Origin of the sequence: Niveispirillum fermenti (assembly GCF_048066175.1) — a bacterium.
GTDB lineage: Bacteria > Pseudomonadota > Alphaproteobacteria > Azospirillales > Azospirillaceae > Niveispirillum > Niveispirillum fermenti.
The window spans coordinates 34,537-50,723 of sequence record NZ_JBLTXA010000020.1; the positions used below are offsets into that span (position 1 = coordinate 34,537).

Sequence of the window (16,187 nt, forward strand, 5' to 3'; positions counted from 1 at the left end):
CTGCTTCCCCTTGACCGCCGGTCGCCACGAACGGTAGTGAAGCCGACCGAATGATTTCGACTTCTGGGGACCCGCCGCCATGACCGCACGCCAACGCCTCGATCAGCTCTGGTCGCGGGGCCGGGACTATCTGGGCACCGACCTTGCCATCATGGGCGGGGCCATGACCTGGGTGTCGGATCGCAATCTGGTTGCGGCCATCTCCAATGCCGGTGGTTTCGGGGTCATCGCGTCGGGCGCCATGCCGCCCGACCTGCTGCGGGCGGAAATCCAGGCGACGCAGGCGCTGACGGAAAAGCCCTTCGGCGTCAACCTGATCACGCTGCACCCCCAGCTCGACCAGCTTATCCAGGTCTGCCTGGAGGAGAAGGTGGGCCATATCGTGCTGGCCGGCGGCCTGCCGCCCGGCGGCGCGATCAAGGCGGCCAGGGATGGCGGGGCCAAGGTCATGTGCTTCGCCCCGGCGCTGGTCATCGCCAGGAAGCTGGTCCGCAGCGGGGCCGATGCCATCGTGATCGAAGGCAGCGAGGCCGGCGGCCATATCGGCCCCGTCTCCACCTCCGTCCTGGCGCAGGAGATCCTGCCGGAAATCCGTGACGTGCCCGTCTTCGTGGCCGGCGGCATCGGCCGGGGCGAAGCGATCCTGTCCTATCTGGAGATGGGGGCTGCGGGCGTGCAGCTTGGCACCCGTTTCGTCTGTGCCACCGAATGCCGCGCGCATCCGAAATTCAAGCAGGCCTTCATCCGCGGCAGCGCGCGCGAGGCCATCGCGTCGGTGGCGCTGGACAGCCGTTTCCCCGTGATCCCCGTCCGCGCCCTGCAGAACGAGGGCACCAAGCGCTTCATGGAAAAGCAGCGCGAGGTGATCGCCCGGTTCGACGCGGGTGAGCTGGACCAGAAGCAGGCCCAGCTTGAGATCGAGCATTACTGGGCCGGCGCGCTGCGTCGCGCCGTGATCGACGGCGATGTGGAAAACGGGTCGCTGATGGCCGGGCAGTCGGTGGGGATGGTGACCCGCGAGCAGCCCGTGGCCGATATCCTGGCCGACCTGCTGGCCCAGGCCGAAGCGGCGCTGCAGGCCCGTGGGCAGGCAGCCTGACACGGTTGACACCTGCGTTGGGAGAACCGGATCGCATGCCGCCCGCCTTCACGTCCGATGTCGTCAGGGACATTGTCCGCCGGGAACTGCCGGATGCAGGCACGAAGCTGGAGCGTGCCCGCAGCCCGGTTCCCGGTGCGATGTGGGCAGCCATGATGCAGGCGGCCGAGGCGGCGTTCGCCGTCTTCACCGCCCCCGCAGGGCGGGTGGGCAACCCCGCACAGCGGATACAGGAGATCGTGCGCGCGGTCAGCTTGATGCTGCCGCCCCTATTCATATCCCAGGGGCGGCTGATGTCCCTTCGGGACGAGGAATGGCTGCTGTCCCTGCCATATGATGATCGCGGTCAGGTTGATGAGCATGTGCTGCCCGTCACCGCCCTGGTCAGGGGCGATGCCTTCCTGGCCGACCCCGCGGCATTCTTCGACGGAGCCTTCACCGCGGCCATGCTGACGCCGCGCTGTCTTTTGATCCGGGCGGAGGACCGGCGGCTGAACCGCAGGGGACATCCCGGTATCGGCGCGAAACCGGGTCTGGAGGCGACCGCGCAGCTGCGGCCCTTCCTGCGCTACATGCCCGATCACCTGTCCGGCGTCGATCGGGAGGCCATCCAGGTGTTCCGCATGCAGGATGGCAGCATGCTCCATGATCCGGGCAACTATACATGGTCGGATTGGGAACAGGAGGCCGCTTCATTCGGCGCATTTCGCGAGGCCATCGACTTCCATCACGAATTCAGCCGGTCCTGGCGCCGGATGATGCCGGCGGCGGCGGAGATCCTGCGCGGCTGGCAGCCCTTGCCGGTGCGTCTGCCATCCCCGTCGAAGGGGGATTATACCGACGCCGAACGGACCGTGATCCGGGCGCGCCTGGATGAATTGCGGGCCCGACCGGACATGCCGGTCACCTGGTTCGGTCAGCCGGCGGTGACGGACCCGGCGCAGGGCAAGCGCATCAACTTCACCGTCGATGCGCCGGACAGGCAGCGCAAGCCCCTGTTCCGTGTCAATATTGGTGCCGACCGTCCCAAGTTCGAGCTTTGTTACAGCCCGCTCAGGATGCATCCCGACGGAAGGCGCTGCGTGGACGAGCTCGCCATGCAGGTGAACCCGGTGATCGGTCATGGATTCCGGTGCCAGACGATAGCGAGGACCGGCCACGGGTACAGGCATCCCGGCGGGATGGACAATGTTCTTTCCGTGCTGCCGGTCCTGATCGACCATATCGTCACCCTTTATCCCGTCTGGCGGGAACGGTGGCCGCGGCCGGCCGGCTGATGGCGGCCTTGTAACATTCCGCCAAGCCCGCCACCCGAGCATACCGGCAATATTCCTTCATGCATTGACCGCCCGGCTTGCCGAAAAGCATAAGGCAGCACCTCTCTTGCCAGGATGGTTGCCATGGGTGCGGTTGCGGCGGTTTCGCAGGATCTGGGTTCGGCGCGGCGGCTGATCATCAAGATCGGGTCGGCGCTGATGGTGGATGCCGCCACGCACCGCATCCGGCGCGAATGGCTGGATTCGGTGGCCGACGATGTCGCGGCGCTGCGCGCGCGCGGCGTGGAGGTGGTGATCGTCACCTCCGGCGCCGTGGCCTGCGGGCGTGAGCACCTGGGTCTGGTCGGCCGGCCGCTGCGGCTGGAGGAAAAACAGGCCGCCGCCGCCACGGGCCAGATCCGCCTGGCCCATGCCTATCAGGAGACGCTGGCCCGCCACGGCATCACGGTGGCGCAGGTGCTGCTGACCCTGGATGATACGGAAGACCGCCGCCGCCACCTGAACGGCCGCGCCACCATCGAAACCCTGCTGAAGCTGGGTGCCGTGCCCGTCATCAACGAGAATGACACGGTGGCCACGGCCGAAATCCGCTTCGGCGACAATGACCGGCTGGCCGCGCGCGTGGCCCAGATGATCAGCGCCGACACGCTGGTCCTGCTGTCGGACATCGATGGGCTGTACACCGCCGACCCGCGCAAGGACCCGGACGCCAGGCACATCCCCCTGGTGCGCGAGATCACGCCGGAAATCGTGGGCATGGCCGGCGAGCCGCCGCCGGGATACAGCAGCGGCGGCATGGTGACCAAGATCGTGGCCGGGCGCATCGCGCTCGCGGCCGGTTGCCGCATGGCCATCGCCATGGGCCAGCGTACCAACCCCTTGTCGGCGCTGCTGACGCCTGCCGGGCAGGGGGGCGCACTGGCCACCTGGTTCGTGCCGCAGGCCGAGCCCCGCACGGCCCGCAAGCGCTGGATCGCCGGGGCGCTGAAGCCGCTGGGCACGCTGGTGCTGGATGCCGGTGCCGTGGCCGCCCTGCTGAAGGGCGGCAGCCTGCTGCCGGCCGGCGTGCGCGGTGTGGAGGGTGATTTCGAGCGTGGCGATCTGGTGCTGCTCCGGGGGCCGGACGGGCACACGATGGGGCGCGGCCTGTCGGCCTATGCCGCCGGCGACGCCCGCGCCATCGCCGGCCGGCGCAGTGCGGAGATCGAGGCCGTCCTGGGCTATCGCGGACGCGACGAGATGGTGCATCGCGACGATCTGGTGCTTGGCTGATCACGTGGCGCTATAATCCCTGCCGTCCCCAGAACCGGAGTTCCAGGAAAATGACCGACGCGCCCACGGCGGCCCTGCTGATCATCGGCAACGAGATATTGTCCGGCCGTACCCAGGATGCCAATCTGGCCTTCCTTGCCAAATATCTGGGCGGGCTGGGCATCCGGTTCCGCGAGGCGCGCGTCGTGCCGGACGAGGAGGCGGAGATCGTGGCCGCCGTCAATGCCTTGCGTGCCCGCTACACCTATGTCTTCACGACCGGTGGCATCGGCCCGACGCATGACGACATCACCGCGGAATGCGTTGCCACGGCTTTCGGCCTGCCCCTGATCCGCCATCCGGAGGCTGCGCGCCGGCTGGAGGCGCATTATGCCGGCACCGGCATGCTGAACGAGGCGCGGATGCGCATGGCGAACACCCCGGACGGTGCCGTGCTGATCGATAATCCCGTGTCGACCGCGCCGGGCTTCCAGATCGGCAATGTCTTCGTGCTGGCTGGCGTGCCCATCATCATGCAGGCCATGCTGACGGGCATCGGGGACCGGCTGGTGGGTGGCCCCGTGGTGAGGACCAGATCCGTCCTTTCCGGCGTGCCGGAAGGCACCTTCGCCGACGGCCTGCGCGGGCTGGCGGTGGAACATGCCGGCGTCGATATCGGGTCCTACCCGGCCTTTCGCCAGGGCAAGGTGTCCACCGCGCTGGTCCTGCGCGCCACGGATGAGGCGGCGCTGGAAGCGGCCGTCACGGCCGTCACCGTGCTGCTGCGCGGATTGGGCGGCGACCCGGTGGTGCTGGACGGGTATGGCGATACCGGCGACCAGGCCTCGTCCTGATCCCGCCGGGCGGCGATGTCACAGTTTCTCGCCCGGCAGCCGGCTGGCCTGACGCACCCATTCGACGAACTGTGCCTCGTCCAACTGCCCCTCGCGGATGTCGAGATAGCGGGTTTCCGGGTGCTTGGAGGTGCCGGGCGGCACGGGGTCCAGCGAGGTCCCGCGGAAGAACGTCACCTTGATGTATTTCGTGAAGCTGTGGAGCGCCAGGAACCAGCCCGCCCCCTCCACCCCGTAAAGGGGGGAGTTCCACTTGACCGCCTTGGTCACATCGGGGACCGTCTGTCCGATCAGGCTGTCCAGCCGCCGCCCCACCCCGGCCTTCCAGCCGGGCAGGGCGGCGATATAGCGCTGGACGGGTTCATCGCCATACCCTTTGGCGATTTGCGGGTTGCCGCCCGAAAGCAGGACCACGCCCCCGGCCGCGTCCGCTGGTGCCGTGGGTGGGGCCGATTTTGACGCCGCGGGGCGCGGCTGCCGCCTGCGTGGCCTGCCGGTCCCCGGTTCGGGGCTACCGGCGTTTCCGGGGATGTCATCCGCCATGCGGGCTCCTGCGCTTCGGTGCCGGCGGCCAGGGGCCGGCCGGCATGTCCGGTCTGGCCTTCATCAGGCGAAGGGGGCGGGCCTGGCCGCGGCCGCGCGGTATTCGGCCTTCATACGGTCCACCAGGTCGGCGACGGTGGGGGCGTCGTGGATGGAACCGATGCCCTGGCCGGCCGACCAGATGTCCTTCCAGGCCTTCTTCTTCGACCAATCCTCGATCGTCAGGTTGGGGTCGGCCTTGCCGCCCGTGATGGCGGCCGGGTCCAGGCCGGCGGCGGCGACGCTGGGCGCGAGGTAGTTGCCGGGGATGCCGCTGAACATGGGCGTATAGACGATGTCGGCGGCGGCATGGTCGATCAGCATCTGCTTGTATTCCGGCGGGGCATTGCCCTCTGCCGTGGCGATGAAGCGGGTGCCGATATAGGCGAAATCGGCGCCCAGCACCTCCGCCGCGCGAATCTCCGTACCCGTCGAAATGGCGCCGGCCAGCACGATGGGACCGTCGAAGAAGGCGCGCACCTCGGCCAGCAGCGCGAAGGGCGAGGTGGTGCCGGCATGCCCGCCGGCCCCGGCCGCCACCAGGATCAGCCCGTCCACGCCCGCTTCCAGCGCCTTGCGGGCGTGGCGGATGTTGGTCACGTCATGGAAGACCAGCCCGCCATAGGAATGCACGGCCTCCACGATGCCCACCGGCGCGCCGACCGAGGTGATGATCAGGGGCACCTTGTGCTTGACCATCAGTTCGACATCGCCCTGCAGGCGGCTGTTGGACCGGTGGACGATCAGGTTCACGCCGAAGGGGGCCACGGCCGCGCCCGGATGGTCGGCGCCGAAGCCGGCCAGTTCGGCCGTGATGCGGCCCAGCCATTCATCCAGCAATTCCGGCTGCCGCGCGTTCAGGCTGGGGAAGGTGCCGACGATCCCGGCCTTGCACTGGGCCAGCACCAGATCGGGATAGCTGACGATGAACATCGGCGAGGCGATGACGGGCAGTGACAGCTTTCCCTGGAACAGGCTGGGGATGGGCATCTTCGGTCGTTCCTCCGGTCGGGCGCCTTCAGGGCGGCTGATTGATATTCCGGGAATTTTTAGCACGCTCGTTCGCTTGTGACCACTGCGACGAGGGGCGCCATCCTAATAAGTCCCGGTGATCGCACCCGATCACCGGTCTCAATCACCGGCGCCCACATCCGTGGGCTTGGCACCGGCGCCCACATCCGTGGGCTTGGCGACGCCGCATGTGCGGCGGGGCGGCGGTTGCCGCCGGAACAGATGCCGGTGAGTTGCTCTCACCGGCATCTGGCATAAGAACCCTGCCGGGCGCATGGCGGCCCTGGTGAGGGCTTGCGTTGCGCGGGGCGCGGCGGCGTTGCATTCTCCGCCGCGACCAGAGGTGACGGGGCCGATACGATGCAGGACTTTCTTTCCATCCATCCGGAAGTGGCGGCGGCGCTGAAGGCGGGCGGACCGGTCGTGGCCCTGGAATCGACCGTCATCAGCCATGGCCTGCCCTATCCGGAGAATGTGGAGACGGCGAACGCCCTGGAGGCCGCGATCCGTGCGGAGGGCGCGGTGCCGGCCACCATCGCCGTGCTGGATGGCCGTATTCGCGTCGGTCTGGATGCCGACGATATCGAGCGGCTGGCGCAGAGCGGCGTGCGCAAGGTCAGCCGCCGGGATCTGGCGCTGGCGCTGGCCCAAGGGGCCGAAGGCGCCACGACGGTGGCGGCGACCATGATCGGTGCCGCCCTGGCCGGCATCGCCGTTTTCGCCACGGGCGGCATCGGCGGCGTGCATCGCGGGGTGGAAACCACGCTGGACATCTCCGCCGACCTGGAAGAACTGGCTGACACCGACGTGGCCGTCATCTGCGCGGGGGCCAAGGCCATCCTGGACCTGCCGCGCACGCTGGAATATCTGGAAACCAAGGGCGTGCCCGTGATCGGGTTCGGCACGGACCGGTTTCCGGCCTTCTATACGGCATCCCTGCCGCTGCCGGTCGATGGCCGCTGCGACTCGGCCGAAGAGGTGGCGCGCGTGCTGCGCACCAAATGGCAGTTGGGCCTGGGGGGCGGGGTCGTCATCGGCGTCCCCATCCCGCCCGAGGCGGCGCTGGATGCCGAGGCGGTCGAGGCCGCCATCGCCCAGGCCGTGGGCGAGGCCGAGGCGCAGGGCGTGCGGGGCAAGGCGCTGACCCCGTTCCTGCTGAGCCGGATGGAGGAACTGACGGGCGGCGCCAGCCTGGCGGCCAACCGTGCCCTGCTTTTGAACAATGCCCGCATCGGGGCCCGCATCGCCATCGCCTATGCCCGCCAGAAGGCGGAGATGACATTGCCCAAGAAGGTGGCGACGACCAAACGGCCCCCGGGTTATTGAGGACGGGCGGCCGGCGGCGGCCATCGACGCCCCCGCCGGCCGTCCCGCGCGTTCGCCCGAGCGCCCGGCCCGCGTGCCAGGGTTGCAGCACCGGCCCCCGTGCCCGGTTGACTCCATGCCCCTTCGCCACTATAGAACGCGCTTCGTTTTCGCATTCAGTTTTCCAAGAGCGGAGTAAGTACCGTGAAGCGTCCCTTCCAGCCCTCCAAGATCGTGCGCGCCCGCCGTCACGGCTTCCGCGCCCGCATGGCCACCGTGTCGGGCCGCAAGATCATCAATTCCCGCCGCGCCCAGGGCCGCAAGCGTCTGAGCGCCTGAGGGTGACCGGCATGGCGCCCCCGGCCAAAGCCAAGGTGGGGCGCCTGACCAGGCGGCCCCAGTTCCTGGCCGTCGCGGGCGCCCGCCGCAAATGGGCCACGCCGGGTCTGATCCTTCAGGCCCGTGCCCATGATGACCGGCAGCACCCGAACCCCGGCGAACCGCCGGTGCGGATCGGTCTGACAGCGAGCAAGAAGGTGGGTGGCGCGGTTGAACGCAACCGCGCCCGTCGTCGTTTGCGCGCGGCCCTGGCCGAGGTGCTGGCCCCTAACGCCGCCCCCGGCCATGATTTCGTGCTGGTGGCGCGGTCGGAGACGGTGCGGCGCCCCTATGCCGCGCTGAAGGCCGATCTGAAGCAGGCGCTGAAGAAGCTGCGGGTCTGGCGGGAAGAGAGGGCGGCGGCCGAATCGGCCCGCCCCGCGGATGGCACGGCATGAGCCCGGCGGCCTGGCTGCTCCGGGCTTTTGTGCTTTGCTATCGCTGGGTCGTGCGGCCCCTGATGGGGCCGCCGCGCTGCCGTTTCTACCCGAGCTGTTCCCATTACGCGCTGGAGGCGCTGTCCATGCACGGCGCGATCCGTGGCGGATGGCTGACCCTGCGGCGCTTGGCGCGCTGTCATCCCTGGGGCGGATCGGGGTATGACCCGGTGCCCCCGGCGCATCCAAGACACGTGGATGACGGAAAATGTTGCGGCGGGCATTGATTGCCTGCCGTTTTCGTGTGAACAACCGGGCACAAACCCGGCCGACGCACCGGATTGGCCCATGACTTCGAGCGGAACCTGGACCAAGCACCCATGACGGATCAGAAGAACCTCATCCTGACCATCGTGATTTCCATCGCGATCCTGTTCGGGTTCCATTTCTTCTACGAGCGCCCCCGCCAGATGGCGGCACAGGCGGAATTCCAGCGCCAGCAGGCCCTGCAGGCCGAGCAGCTGCCCAGCAGCACCGTGCCGGGCAGCACGCCGGGCGTGGGGGCCATTGGCGGCCCGGCTGCACCGCGGCCGCGGGCCGACGTGTTGGCCGAGGCCGGCCGCGTCACCATCGCCACGCCCAGCCTGCACGGGTCGATCAACCTGCGCGGCGGCCGCATCGATGATCTGACGCTGGCCAAGTACAAGGTCACGCCGGACAAGGACAGCGCGGAGGTCGTGCTGCTGTCGCCGGTCGGCGCCGTCGATCCCTATTTCGCGGAATTCGGCTGGGTGCCGGCCCATGCCGGCACGGCGTTGGACCTGCCCAAGGCCGACACGGTCTGGACGGCCAGCGCCGACCGGCTGACGCCCGATGCGCCGCTGGTCCTGACCTGGGACAATGGCGCCGGCCTGGTGTTCGAGCGCACCATCACGGTCGATGCCGACTACATGTTCACGGTGACGCAGCGGGTGCGCAACGAGACGGGGGCGGATGTGGCGCTCAGCCCCTATGGCTTCGTGCAGCGCCGCGGCACCCCGAAGACCGAGGGCATGTTCGTCCTGCATGAGGGACCGCTGGCCATCGTCAACGGCACCCTGAAGGAATACAAGTACAAGGACCTGAAGGAGGATGGCGCCACCGTCAACCTGTCCTCCACAGGCGGCTGGATCGGCATCACCGACAAATACTGGCTGGTCGGCCTGATCCCCGACCAGTCGCAGACGACGGACATGCGCGTCCTGCACCAGGGCGGTGCGGGCGACGTCTATCAGGTCGATTACAAGGCCCCGGCCATCAGCGTGGCGGCCGGCGGCACGGCGGAAACGACCCATCGCCTGTTTGCCGGCGCCAAGATCGTCAGCCTGCTGGATAGCTATAACGAGAAACTGGGCATCGACAGCCTGGATTACGCCGTGGACTGGGGCTGGTTCTACTTCCTGACCATTCCCTTCTTCCATGCCCTGGATTTCCTGGGTGGGCTGGTCGGCAATTTCGGCGTCGCGATCCTGATCTTCACCGTCTTCCTGCGTCTGGCCTTCTTCCCGATCGCCAACAAGCAGTATGAAGCCTTCGCCAAGATGAAGAAGCTTCAGCCGAAGATGGAAGAACTGAAGAAGAAGCACGGCGACAACCGCGAACAGCTCTCCATGGCCATGATGAAGCTGTACAAGGAGGAAAAGGCCAACCCGCTGGCGGGTTGCCTGCCCATCCTGCTGCAGATCCCGGTCTTCTTCGCGCTGTACAAGGTGCTGTACGTCACCATCGAAATGCGTCATGCGCCCTTCTTCGGCTGGATCACCGACCTGTCGGCCATTGATCCGACGACGATGTTCAACCTGTTCGGCCTGATCCCGTGGGACCCGCCCAGCTTCCTGCATGTCGGTGTCTGGCCGCTGCTGATGGGCATCACCATGTGGCTGCAGCAGAAGCTGAACCCGTCCAACCCGGACCCGGTGCAGCAGAAGGTGTTCATGCTGCTGCCCTTCATCTTCACCTACATGATGGCATCCTTCCCGGCCGGCCTGGTGATCTACTGGACCTGGTCCAATCTGCTGTCCATCGCGCAGCAATGGTTCATCATGCGCCGCATGGGCGTGAAGGCCACGTAAGGCCGGGGCGGGGGGAAGGGCGCCGTTCGGCGCGCTTTTCCCCGCCTTCCTGCTTTCACCCGCGCCGGAAGGGCGCGCGGATCGCACCCTCCCCCACCGGGGAGGGTTGATTTGTTTAAGGGGCGCCTGCCGGCAGCCCCGCCCCAGTGCAAGGACCCGCATCATGGCGAAGCCGCTGACTATCACCCCGTCCCTGCTCGGTGATCTGACCGAGGCGGAGATCGAGGCCGGGCGCCTGCTGTTCGCCAGGGAATGCGACTTCTTCTGGGGGGCGGAGGCCGCCACGACCCTGCCGGAGGCCATCCTGCCGGAGATCTGTTTCGCCGGACGGTCGAACGTGGGCAAATCATCCCTGGTCAACGCCCTGACGGGGCGCAAGACACTGGCGCGTACCTCGCAGACGCCGGGCCGCACCCAGCAGCTCAATTTCTTCTCCCTGGGCCAGCGGCTGGTGCTGGTGGACATGCCGGGCTACGGCTATGCCCAGGTGTCCAAGGAGCGTTCGGCCGCCTGGACGGATTTCATCCGCGCCTATCTGCGCGGGCGTGTGACGCTGAAGCGCGCGCTGGTGCTGGTCGATGCCCGCCACGGGCTGAAGCCGCATGACGTGGACATGATGAAGATGATGGACCAGACGGCGGTCGGCTATCAGATCGTGCTGACCAAGGCCGACACGCTGAAGCCCGGCGGGATGGACAAGATCCGCGCACAGGTGGCCCAGGCGCTGAAGACCCATGGTGCCGCCCATCCAGAGGTGCTGGCCACCTCGGCGGAAACCGGGCTGGGTATTCCGGAATTGCGGGCGTTTCTGACGCGGATGGCAGAGCCGGCGGCGCTGGGCTGACTTCACGCCCCCGGCAGGGTCAGCACGGCCAGAAGCCCGCCGGCTGCCGCCGTCTCCAGCGCCAGCGACCCGCCATAGAGCCGGGCCAGATCATCCACGATGGCCAGGCCGAGGCCGCTGCCCGGCGTCGCCTCGTCCAGTCGGACACCGCGGGCCAGCACGGCATCCCGCGCGGCCGGCGGGATGCCCGGCCCGTCATCGGCGATCCCGATTCGCACCATCCCCGGCCCGGTGGCGGTGCCGACGGCGGTTATGGTCACGGTGACCGTCCGCCGCCCCCATTTTGCGGCATTATCCAGCAGGTTGCCGGCCATTTCCTGCAGGTCCTGCGCCTCGCCTCGGAACAGCAGCCCGTCATCCCCGTCCACCGTGACCTGAATATTCTTGTCCGGATGCAGGCGGGTGATGGTGCGGGCCAGGGGGCGCAGCGTGGCGGCCACCGGTGTGCGCAGCCCTGCCCCCTTGGCCATGGCGGCGGCACGGGCCCGGGTCAGGTGGCGGTCGATCTGCCGGCGCATGCGGTCGGCCTCCGCCGCGATCAGCCGGGCTTCGGCCGGATCGGACAGGCCGGCGGCGCTGTTGGTGATGATGGTCAGCGGCGTTCTCAGCGCGTGGGCCAGATTGCCCGCCTGGGTGCGGGCCCGCTCCACCATTTCCGCATTGTCGGACAGCAACTGGTTCAGGTCGTCGGCCAGTGGCTGCACCTCCGACGGGAAGGCCCCCACCAGGCGGGTCGACCGGCCGGCCCGCAGGTCGGCCAGCGCCTTCCGCAGCCGGTCCAGCGGCACCAGTCCCAGCCGCACCTGGGCCATTGCCGCCGCCAGCAGGCCCAGGGCCAGCACGCCCAGCGACAGGGCCAGCACGCCCGCGAATCGCCGCGTTGCCGCCTTCAGGTCGGCGGCCATGACGGCGACGGAGACCTCAACGGGGCCGGCCATCTCCGGCAGGCGCACGCGCCGCGACCAGACCAGCAGTTCCTCCCCGTCGGGGCCGGTCGCCGTGCGGCGGTGCAGGCCGCCATCGTCGGGCACGCTGCCCTCCAGCCGCAAGGTCTGATCCCACAGGGAACGGGAGCGCAGCACGACACCCAGCGTATCGGAAACCTGCCAGTAGGTGCCCGACAGGGGACGCTGGAAACGCGGATCGGACAGGTCACGGCTGGAAATCACGCGGTTGCCGGTGCTGCGGGTCAGCGTCGCCGTCAATTCGTCCACATGCTGTTCGACATGGCGGGCCAGTTCGGCTTCCGCATGATGGCGGAAGATGTCGGTCAGAAGGATGCCGGCACCGGCCACGGCCAGCAGCACCCAGATGGCCGCCAGCACCAGCAGTCGCAGGCCCAGGGACCCGCGCCGCATCAGCCCGCATCCATGCGGTAGCCCAGGCCCCGTTCCGTCTGGATCACGGGCACGCCCAGCTTGCGCCGCAGCCGGCCGATGAACACCTCGATCGTGTTGCTGTCGCGGTCGAAATCCTGGGCATAGACATGTTCGGTCAGTTCAGTGCGCGAGATGACCCGGCCCTGATGGTGCATCAGATAGGACAGGACGCGATGTTCATGCGCCGTCAGCGTCACCGGCATGTCCGCCACGGTCACCCGCCCCGTGCGGGTGTCCAGCGCCACGGGGCCACAGGCAAGGGCAGGGGAGGCCTGGCCGCCGGCGCGGCGGATCAGGGCGCGCAGCCGGGCCAGCAGTTCCTCCATGCGGAAGGGCTTGGCCAGATAATCATCGGCCCCGGCATCCATGCCTTCCACCTTTTCCTGCCAGGTGCCGCGCGCCGTCAGGATCAGGACCGGCATGGTCCGCGCCTGCGCGCGCCAGCCGCGCAGCACGGACAGCCCGTCACGCCCCGGCAGGCCCAGATCCAGAATCACGGCGTCATAGGGTTCCGTTTCGCCCAGGAAGGCCGCCTCCGGCCCATCCGGCGCGGCATCGGCGACATAGCCGGCCGCGTTCAGCGCGGTGATAAGCTGGCCGCGCAGATTGGCATCGTCTTCAGCCACAAGGATACGCATCAACCGCCCCCCGCGGGCCGGCCGTCCTTCCGGCCGGCCCCCTTCACCCGCAGCAATTCGCCCGTCCGGGCATCGTACAGCAGTTCGATCAGCCGGCCATCGGGGGACAGAAGCTCGATATCATAGACAAACCGGCCGCGCTTGATCTCCAGTTCCACCTCCAGCAACCGTCCCGGATAGCCCCTTTCCGCCATTTCCATGATGTCGCGCAGGGACATGATCTCCCCCCGCTCCAGCGCCGCCCGCGCCAGATCATGGTCGTCGATATCGTCATCATCGTCATCATCCCCCTCGTCGGTCCAGGCCGGTTCGTCGCCGACGGCCCGGACATGGACGGTGCCGGCTGCGGCAAGCGCCAGGCAAAGGGGAAGCAGCAGAAACAGGCGTCGCATGGGGGCGGGGGGTCTCGCTCGGCGGCTGCGGGAAAGGGGAAGGGCGGGAAAGGGGGCGGGGGGGAACGGGGCAGGGTCGGCGGATGGTAGCGCGGGCGGTCCCGCGGGGGAACCGCCCGGTTGGCGCCACCCTGGGGGGGCAGGGTCAGTAGACCAGGCCTTCGGCCGTCAGGCCGGCCAGCAGCGACTTCACCCCGATCAGGTCCAGTGCGCCCTTGCCATCGGCCAGTTCGGTCCAGGTGCCGTCACCATTGCTGTCGGCGAAGACGGTCCATTCGACACGGCCCTTTTCCATCTCCGTCCTGATGACCAGCCCGTCCTGCAGGACATAGGTTTCGTTGCGGTCGGGGCGTTCCACCTCCCACCGGCCATCATCCCATTCCTGGATGGAGGTCACGCGGCCATCGGCGGCGAAGCCGAACCGGTAAAGGTCGTCCTGGGCGCCAGCCACGGGGCGCTTCCAGCTATAGGCCTCGAAATAGACCCCATCGCCATTGGTATCGACATAAAGCGTCACCTCGCTGCCGTCGCGGTCCGTCTCGGTCTTGATGATGCCGTTCTCCGTCGTCGACCAGCTTTCATTGCGGTCGATCTTCTCGTTCTTCCAGCGGCCCTTCTCCATTTCCTGAACGCCCGTGATGGCGCCGTTGATCTGGGTGAAGCGGTAGCCGCCCTCGAACGGGCTGGCGGCAGCGGACTTGCGCGACATGGGGTCTCTCTCCTGAATGGTTCAGACGGGTCGGGCGCGGTCAAGGAAGGCCGCAGCCGATGGCCCATCCTGCCCGCCCCTGTCTGAACGGCGCCTGAAGCCCGTATTCAGCCGCCGTTCATCTTCGCCGGCCGGCGCTGTCGCGTCGCTTCGCCTTGATTGCGCCCGGATGCCGGCTTATCACCGGGAAGGTTCAACCGATGTCCGGCCCCGCCCATGCCCCTCCGCCCGCCCTTCCTGTCGCGGCCCAGCGCCATCATCGTGCCGCTGCTGGTCGTCCTGCCGCTGCTGATCGCCTTCTATTCGCTGACGCTGGGCCAGGACGGGAACTGGGATCTGCGCAATTACCATTGGTACAATGCCTATGCCTTCCTGACGGGGCGCGAGCTTGTGCTGGACGTGGCACCGGCCCAGGTCGCCACCTATTACAACCCCACGCTGGACCTGCCGATCTATTGGCTGGCGCAGGTGCTGCCGGCGCGCGGTGTGTCGTTTGTGCTGTCCTTCGTTCAGGGGCTGAATCTGGTGCCGCTGACGGGGCTGGGCTGGGTCCTGCTGGCCGGGCTGAACCCGCGGTCGCGCGCCCTGGCCGCCGTGGCGCTTGCCCTGGCCTGTTTCCTGGGTGGCGGGCAGATGGGCCTGCTGGGCACCACCTTCTATGACAATGTCATCAGCCTTTTCGTGCTGGGCAGCGCCTGGCTGGTGGTGGCGCGGGCCGGTGATGTCTGGGACGGGCCGGGCCGCCGGGCCTTTCCCGTCGTGTTCGTCGCGGGCCTGATGGTGGGGGGCGCCGTGGGGCTGAAACAGCCGACCCTGCCCTATGCCATCGGCCTGTGCTTCGCCTTTCTGGCCGTGGCCGGCGGGTTCTGGCGGCGGATGTTCCTGGCCTTCTTCTTCGGCATCGGGGTTATCGCGGGCATGGCCCTGTTCTCCGGCCATTGGATGTGGCACCTCTGGTCAACCTACCAGAACCCGCTTTTCCCCTATTTCAACGATGTCTTCCGCTCCCCCTGGGGGGTGCCGGAGCCCTATCGCGATGACAAGTTCCTGCCGCACGGCGTCTGGAACAATCTCGTCTTTCCCTATAGCTGGGTGACGGACCCCAGGAAGGTGGGCGAAATCCTGTTCACCGACCTGCGGGTGCCGGTCATGTATGTCGTGCTGCTGGCCACGCCGCTGCTGCTGGCGGCCGGGCGCCTCATGGGCCGTCGCCCGGCCGCCGGTGTGCCCGTGCGACCGGCGCTGTACGTTATCGTTGCGGGTGCGCTGACCTATCTGGCCTGGCTGAAGCTGTTCTCCATCTACCGCTACCTGATCCCGCTGGAAATGCTGGCGCCGCTGGTCATGGTGGCGGCCATCGGCCTCTGGCCGCTGCCGGCCCGGGCCAGGGGGGCGCTGGTGCTGGCCCTGCTGGTGCTGGTCAGCGTGACGGCCCGGCCAGGCACCTGGGCCCGCATGCCGTTTGCCGACCGGTTCGTGGAGGTGAACGTGCCGGCCCTGCCGGATCCCGACAATACCATCGTGATCCAGACCGGCTATGCCCCGACAAGCTTCCTGGCCTATGGTTTTCCGCCGCAGGTGCCGTTCCTGCGCGTCCACAGCTATTTCATCCATCCCGACCATGGCGACATCCTGCTGAACCGCCGCATGCGCCAGCGGATCGATGCACATGACGGCGATTTCTTCTGGCTGGTCGCGCATTGGGAGGTCTGGACGGCCGATCACATCCTGCCGGCCTATGGGCTGGTCGCCGATATGGGGGATTGCCGGCTGGTGACGTCCAACCTGGATGAACCGATGATGCTGTGCCGGCTGCGCAGATCATCCGCGCCACAGCCGGAGCCGGCACCGGAAGCGGTGCCTTGATGGGTGGATGATGCGGCCTGCCCCACCCTTAAGAACATGAAATCGCCGCGTTTGCGCCGCAGCTTTCCCCTCTGATCCGTGTTATCTCTCGTGTTTCCATCCTTCGTCCAATCG

At 68.0% G+C, this 16,187-nt stretch carries 17 protein-coding genes; 11 read left to right on the forward strand and 6 right to left on the reverse strand.

The window, feature by feature from the left end; translation table 11 throughout:
- The first annotated feature begins 79 nt into the window (after positions 1-79).
- From ACM9LZ_RS17580 to ACM9LZ_RS17595, 4 genes are all read left to right on the forward strand, one after another.
- Positions 80-1,099, forward strand: a complete 1,020-nt coding sequence (locus ACM9LZ_RS17580; RefSeq protein ID WP_416620807.1) for an NAD(P)H-dependent flavin oxidoreductase — start codon at positions 80-82, stop codon at positions 1,097-1,099.
- 35 nt (positions 1,100-1,134) lie between these two features.
- Positions 1,135-2,376 (forward strand): hypothetical protein, encoded by a 1,242-nt coding sequence (locus ACM9LZ_RS17585; RefSeq protein WP_416620808.1) that lies wholly within the window; start codon positions 1,135-1,137, stop codon positions 2,374-2,376.
- 114 nt (positions 2,377-2,490) lie between these two features.
- A complete protein-coding gene (gene proB / locus ACM9LZ_RS17590) occupies positions 2,491-3,648 on the forward strand; it encodes a glutamate 5-kinase (RefSeq protein ID WP_416620809.1) in 1,158 nt (385 codons plus the stop codon).
- A 50-nt stretch (positions 3,649-3,698) separates the two neighbouring features.
- Positions 3,699-4,481 (forward strand): competence/damage-inducible protein A, encoded by a 783-nt coding sequence (locus tag ACM9LZ_RS17595; RefSeq protein WP_416620810.1) that lies wholly within the window; start codon positions 3,699-3,701, stop codon positions 4,479-4,481.
- Between the two features lie 18 nt (positions 4,482-4,499).
- Here ACM9LZ_RS17595 and ACM9LZ_RS17600 read toward each other — a convergent pair whose 3' ends face one another.
- On the reverse strand, positions 4,500-4,895 hold the full coding sequence (locus ACM9LZ_RS17600) for a DUF1801 domain-containing protein (RefSeq protein WP_416620811.1): 396 nt from the start codon (positions 4,893-4,895) through the stop codon (positions 4,500-4,502).
- A 192-nt stretch (positions 4,896-5,087) separates the two neighbouring features.
- Positions 5,088-6,053, reverse strand: coding sequence for an NAD(P)H-dependent flavin oxidoreductase (locus ACM9LZ_RS17605; protein ID WP_416620812.1), 966 nt, complete (start codon positions 6,051-6,053; stop codon positions 5,088-5,090).
- Between the two features lie 381 nt (positions 6,054-6,434).
- Between ACM9LZ_RS17605 and ACM9LZ_RS17610 the strand changes: the two genes are divergently transcribed.
- From ACM9LZ_RS17610 to yihA, 6 genes are all read left to right on the forward strand, one after another.
- Positions 6,435-7,400, forward strand: a complete 966-nt coding sequence (locus tag ACM9LZ_RS17610) for a pseudouridine-5'-phosphate glycosidase (RefSeq protein ID WP_416620813.1) — start codon at positions 6,435-6,437, stop codon at positions 7,398-7,400.
- Between the two features lie 183 nt (positions 7,401-7,583).
- Positions 7,584-7,718 (forward strand): 50S ribosomal protein L34, encoded by a 135-nt coding sequence (gene rpmH / locus ACM9LZ_RS17615; protein ID WP_416620814.1) that lies wholly within the window; start codon positions 7,584-7,586, stop codon positions 7,716-7,718.
- An 11-nt stretch (positions 7,719-7,729) separates the two neighbouring features.
- Positions 7,730-8,155, forward strand: coding sequence for a ribonuclease P protein component (gene rnpA / locus ACM9LZ_RS17620; RefSeq protein WP_416620815.1), 426 nt, complete (start codon positions 7,730-7,732; stop codon positions 8,153-8,155).
- A complete protein-coding gene (yidD, locus tag ACM9LZ_RS17625) occupies positions 8,152-8,421 on the forward strand; it encodes a membrane protein insertion efficiency factor YidD (protein WP_416620816.1) in 270 nt (89 codons plus the stop codon). The genes rnpA and yidD overlap by 4 nt, the downstream gene beginning before the upstream one ends.
- 93 nt (positions 8,422-8,514) lie before the next feature.
- Positions 8,515-10,245, forward strand: a complete 1,731-nt coding sequence (gene yidC, locus ACM9LZ_RS17630; protein ID WP_416620817.1) for a membrane protein insertase YidC — start codon at positions 8,515-8,517, stop codon at positions 10,243-10,245.
- A 163-nt stretch (positions 10,246-10,408) separates the two neighbouring features.
- Positions 10,409-11,089, forward strand: coding sequence for a ribosome biogenesis GTP-binding protein YihA/YsxC (gene yihA / locus ACM9LZ_RS17635; RefSeq protein ID WP_416620818.1), 681 nt, complete (start codon positions 10,409-10,411; stop codon positions 11,087-11,089).
- 2 nt (positions 11,090-11,091) lie between these two features.
- Here the strand turns inward: yihA and ACM9LZ_RS17640 are convergent, their stop codons facing one another.
- From ACM9LZ_RS17640 to ACM9LZ_RS17655, 4 genes are all read right to left on the reverse strand, one after another.
- Positions 11,092-12,447: a sensor histidine kinase gene (locus ACM9LZ_RS17640; protein ID WP_416620819.1), complete on the reverse strand. Its 1,356-nt coding sequence runs from the start codon at positions 12,445-12,447 to the stop codon at positions 11,092-11,094.
- Positions 12,447-13,106, reverse strand: coding sequence for a response regulator transcription factor (locus ACM9LZ_RS17645; protein ID WP_416620820.1), 660 nt, complete (start codon positions 13,104-13,106; stop codon positions 12,447-12,449). The genes ACM9LZ_RS17640 and ACM9LZ_RS17645 overlap by 1 nt, the downstream gene beginning before the upstream one ends.
- Positions 13,106-13,498, reverse strand: a complete 393-nt coding sequence (locus tag ACM9LZ_RS17650) for a PepSY domain-containing protein (protein ID WP_416620821.1) — start codon at positions 13,496-13,498, stop codon at positions 13,106-13,108. The genes ACM9LZ_RS17645 and ACM9LZ_RS17650 overlap by 1 nt, the downstream gene beginning before the upstream one ends.
- 145 nt (positions 13,499-13,643) lie before the next feature.
- On the reverse strand, positions 13,644-14,207 hold the full coding sequence (locus ACM9LZ_RS17655) for a hypothetical protein (protein ID WP_416620822.1): 564 nt from the start codon (positions 14,205-14,207) through the stop codon (positions 13,644-13,646).
- 216 nt (positions 14,208-14,423) lie between these two features.
- Between ACM9LZ_RS17655 and ACM9LZ_RS17660 the strand changes: the two genes are divergently transcribed.
- Positions 14,424-16,073 (forward strand): hypothetical protein, encoded by a 1,650-nt coding sequence (locus ACM9LZ_RS17660; RefSeq protein WP_416620823.1) that lies wholly within the window; start codon positions 14,424-14,426, stop codon positions 16,071-16,073.
- The last annotated feature ends 114 nt before the right edge of the window (positions 16,074-16,187 follow it).

Excerpts from the sequence above, each read along its gene's own strand:
- ACM9LZ_RS17610 (WP_416620813.1), top strand. The coding sequence starts at position 6,435 with ATGCAGGACTTTCTTTCCATCCATCCGGAAGTGGCGGCGGCGCTGAAG.
- rnpA (WP_416620815.1), top strand. The coding sequence starts at position 7,730 with ATGGCGCCCCCGGCCAAAGCCAAGGTGGGGCGCCTGACCAGGCGGCCC.
- ACM9LZ_RS17660 (WP_416620823.1), top strand. The coding sequence starts at position 14,424 with ATGCCCCTCCGCCCGCCCTTCCTGTCGCGGCCCAGCGCCATCATCGTG.
- yihA (WP_416620818.1), top strand. The coding sequence starts at position 10,409 with ATGGCGAAGCCGCTGACTATCACCCCGTCCCTGCTCGGTGATCTGACC.
- yidD (WP_416620816.1), top strand. The coding sequence starts at position 8,152 with ATGAGCCCGGCGGCCTGGCTGCTCCGGGCTTTTGTGCTTTGCTATCGC.
- ACM9LZ_RS17595 (WP_416620810.1), top strand. The coding sequence starts at position 3,699 with ATGACCGACGCGCCCACGGCGGCCCTGCTGATCATCGGCAACGAGATA.
- ACM9LZ_RS17650 (WP_416620821.1), bottom strand. The coding sequence starts at position 13,498 with ATGCGACGCCTGTTTCTGCTGCTTCCCCTTTGCCTGGCGCTTGCCGCA.
- ACM9LZ_RS17655 (WP_416620822.1), bottom strand. The coding sequence starts at position 14,207 with ATGTCGCGCAAGTCCGCTGCCGCCAGCCCGTTCGAGGGCGGCTACCGC.
- ACM9LZ_RS17580 (WP_416620807.1), top strand. The coding sequence starts at position 80 with ATGACCGCACGCCAACGCCTCGATCAGCTCTGGTCGCGGGGCCGGGAC.
- proB (WP_416620809.1), top strand. The coding sequence starts at position 2,491 with ATGGTTGCCATGGGTGCGGTTGCGGCGGTTTCGCAGGATCTGGGTTCG.
- ACM9LZ_RS17640 (WP_416620819.1), bottom strand. The coding sequence starts at position 12,447 with ATGCGGCGCGGGTCCCTGGGCCTGCGACTGCTGGTGCTGGCGGCCATC.
- ACM9LZ_RS17585 (WP_416620808.1), top strand. The coding sequence starts at position 1,135 with ATGCCGCCCGCCTTCACGTCCGATGTCGTCAGGGACATTGTCCGCCGG.
- ACM9LZ_RS17645 (WP_416620820.1), bottom strand. The coding sequence starts at position 13,106 with ATGCGTATCCTTGTGGCTGAAGACGATGCCAATCTGCGCGGCCAGCTT.
- ACM9LZ_RS17605 (WP_416620812.1), bottom strand. The coding sequence starts at position 6,053 with ATGCCCATCCCCAGCCTGTTCCAGGGAAAGCTGTCACTGCCCGTCATC.
- yidC (WP_416620817.1), top strand. The coding sequence starts at position 8,515 with ATGACGGATCAGAAGAACCTCATCCTGACCATCGTGATTTCCATCGCG.